Here is a 2,571-nt window from a genome sequence, read left to right on the forward strand (position 1 = left end):
TCATAACTATATGCTGCTGGCATTCAACCTCCTTATCATCATCTATCCTTATCCTATCACATCCGGACTTTTATGGAAAGAGCTATACTAGCCAATTTAGTCGTGAAGTTTGTGCGAGTAATAATGCTAGCTTGATGTTTTTCTTGTTACAAGCTTTTCTAGATAAAAAGTGTCCTCTTCCTAAGTTTTCTGATGTTAATCCTGTAAAGGCTCTTTTTTACACATCGGATATTATAAAGTCGTTCAAGGAAGTATTAGAGAAGCAAGCTGAATCGAAAGGTGGTATAAAAATGCACCGCTTAGATATTAATTTTGAGAAATTATTTGAGAAGATTAATGAAAAAATTAGGAGTGGTGAATTTAATGAAATTTCAGGGATTTTAAAATCATACGCAGAGGAAGCATTGCCTGGTAGAGAACCCGGAGATCCCGGTAGATTAAGTCCGAAAAAGTTTGATAAGTTTATGGCTGAATTTAATAGAAGAATAGACCCAGTAATAAATCAATTAATGCAACAAATGTTAAGCAGATTAGAAGTGAGTGACGTAAAAGAACAACAAATAAGCTTGGAGTCTAAAAGTTATCTAAATAATACTTCTGTTCAATGTCATTTAACTCAAGCTAGAGGTCAAGGTAAAGTATTAATTCCTTAATTTTTGAATTTCATCTATCGAAAGGCCGGTAATTTGAGTGATAACATCAATAGAGACACCGGCCTTAAGTGAGTTCTTTGCCACTTCGATTTTCTCTGCTTTTCTGCCTTTTTCATGTCCGATTTGGATGCCTTCTTCTCTACCTTCTTCTCTACCTTTTGCAGTAGCATCATCAAGTTTTTGAGCGAGGACAGCCTGTTCATCAAGAATACGTTTTATTTCCTGTTCATAGGCAATAAATTCTTTTTCTGACCAGTTGAATCTATTTAGCTCTTCATAGGCCTTTTTAATTATTACATCACTACCTATTATTTTTTCCAGCTCTTCTTCACTAGTCTCATCTGCATATCGAAAAAAATAAACCCATTTTTCAACTATATTTTCCAACTGATCTTCCTTATTCTTTGGAAATTTTGGCAACTCAATAAATATAAAATAGAAATCTTTTAGATCATGCTCATTAGTGTCTTCATCTCGAATAGTATGCTTTGATTTGTACTCAGATTTATTAGGAAACAGTACACAATCTGCTATAGCAATGAAGATAATTTCCTTAAGGTTATGATACTGGTCACCTTTATCAGCTTGCCTTGAGTAAGCTTTAGCAGCATAGTATTGGGCACGTTTTTCAAAGCCTTTAGCTTTAGCGACCTGCATCTCGCAAATGTATTGAGCACCTGTAGAATCTCTACAGAGAACATCAACAATACTTTGCTTTTTAGCAGCGATATCGGGGTCTTGAATAGTACTTAAAAACTCTATATCCTTTATTTCATTTTTACCAGTAAAGCCAAGAATATCATTGAGGAAGTGAATAAGGATATCTCTATTTTTTTCAGTACCGAAGATACGCTTAAACGATACATCATTTTTGGGATCAAGAAACTTAGAAAAAGTCATAAGAAAGAACCTTAAAAAGCATTAATAATTATACACAATTCTGAAGAAATATTCAAGTTTTTTATTTTTTTAAGTTTTGAATGCGTTGATGAAAAAAATGTCTCCTATAGATGGCTTTAGAATGCTACTACGCACCTTAGACGTCCTTTTGTGCATCTTTTAATCAACCCTTCTATAAAGCGCCTTAAAAGGCCGGCAAATGGATGCTATGAGTTTGGAGCTGTAGGAGACATCAAAGATACCCTTTTTGGTGTATAAAAATACGAATCTACGACAACATCGTTTAAAGAAATTAGCAGCTATTAATATCTTCTACCTTTTCATAAAAAAATAAACAAAAAAAATTGAAAATTTGATTTGACTTCACCCAAAAGCTATGGCTTTATGCCAATACTGCTAAGAAAATAACAGTAAACATTTAAAAATAATTTATTATTAGTGAAGGGTATATTATATGAACAATAAGAATAAAAGTAAAGATCGTAAAAAAGAAATACTGACCTTACCCAGAAAAAGTGGAGAGAAAGAAAAGAGTTTTTTTGGGTAAAATAAAATTTTGGAGGATTAGAAATGGTAAGAGAATATACAGCAGAATTCAAATTGGAAGCTGTTAAGCTGGCAAATGAACAAAGAAAGGTAGGTCAACCAGTTGAAAAAGTAGCAAGAGATCTAGGAATAAGGGATAGTGTATTAGGAAAATGGATGAAGAAATATAACGAAAAAAAGTCAGCGGCAAATGCATTTCCAGATGTAGCACCTTATGACAAAGAGAGATTTGATTTACAGAAAGAGTTAGCAAAAGTAACAAGAGAAAGAGACATTTTAAAAAAAGCCCTGGCCAGTCAAAAAGAGTAAAATATTTTTTCATAAAAGAGCATAGTAAACACTATAAAGTGCAGGAATTATGTAGGGTTTTCTGCTAGTGGCTACTATAAGTGGACTACAAGGAAAATAAGCAGTAGAGAATCAGCAAATAAAGAGTTATTAGCAGATATTCAAAAAATATATCAAGCTTCTA

At 32.9% G+C, this 2,571-nt stretch carries 2 protein-coding genes and 1 pseudogene; 2 read left to right on the top strand and 1 reads right to left on the bottom strand.

Annotated features, from left to right (window positions below):
* Nucleotides 1–143: 143 nt before the first annotated feature.
* A complete protein-coding gene (locus OZD66_RS01015; RefSeq protein WP_259348489.1) occupies nt 144–653 on the top strand; it encodes a hypothetical protein in 510 nt (169 codons plus the stop codon).
* Here the strand turns inward: OZD66_RS01015 and OZD66_RS01020 are convergent.
* Nucleotides 642–1,553 carry an Rpn family recombination-promoting nuclease/putative transposase gene (locus tag OZD66_RS01020; protein ID WP_182366643.1) on the bottom strand — a complete coding sequence of 304 codons (912 nt, stop codon included), beginning with the start codon at nt 1,551–1,553 and terminating at the stop codon, nt 642–644. The two genes, OZD66_RS01015 and OZD66_RS01020, sit on opposite strands and share 12 nt — an antisense overlap.
* Before the next feature lie 570 nt (nt 1,554–2,123).
* On the opposite strand from OZD66_RS01020, the pseudogene OZD66_RS06050 reads away from it, so the two are divergent.
* Nucleotides 2,124–2,571, top strand: a pseudogene (locus OZD66_RS06050) (transposase); the annotation flags it as partial.

Origin of the sequence: Wolbachia endosymbiont of Drosophila baimaii, from assembly GCF_028982185.1 — a bacterium.
Taxonomy (GTDB): domain Bacteria; phylum Pseudomonadota; class Alphaproteobacteria; order Rickettsiales; family Anaplasmataceae; genus Wolbachia; species Wolbachia pipientis.

What these genes read in the sequence shown, in the direction of transcription:
- OZD66_RS01020 (WP_182366643.1), bottom strand. Translation starts at nt 1,553, where the DNA reads ATGACTTTTTCTAAGTTTCTTGATCCCAAAAATGATGTATCGTTTAAG.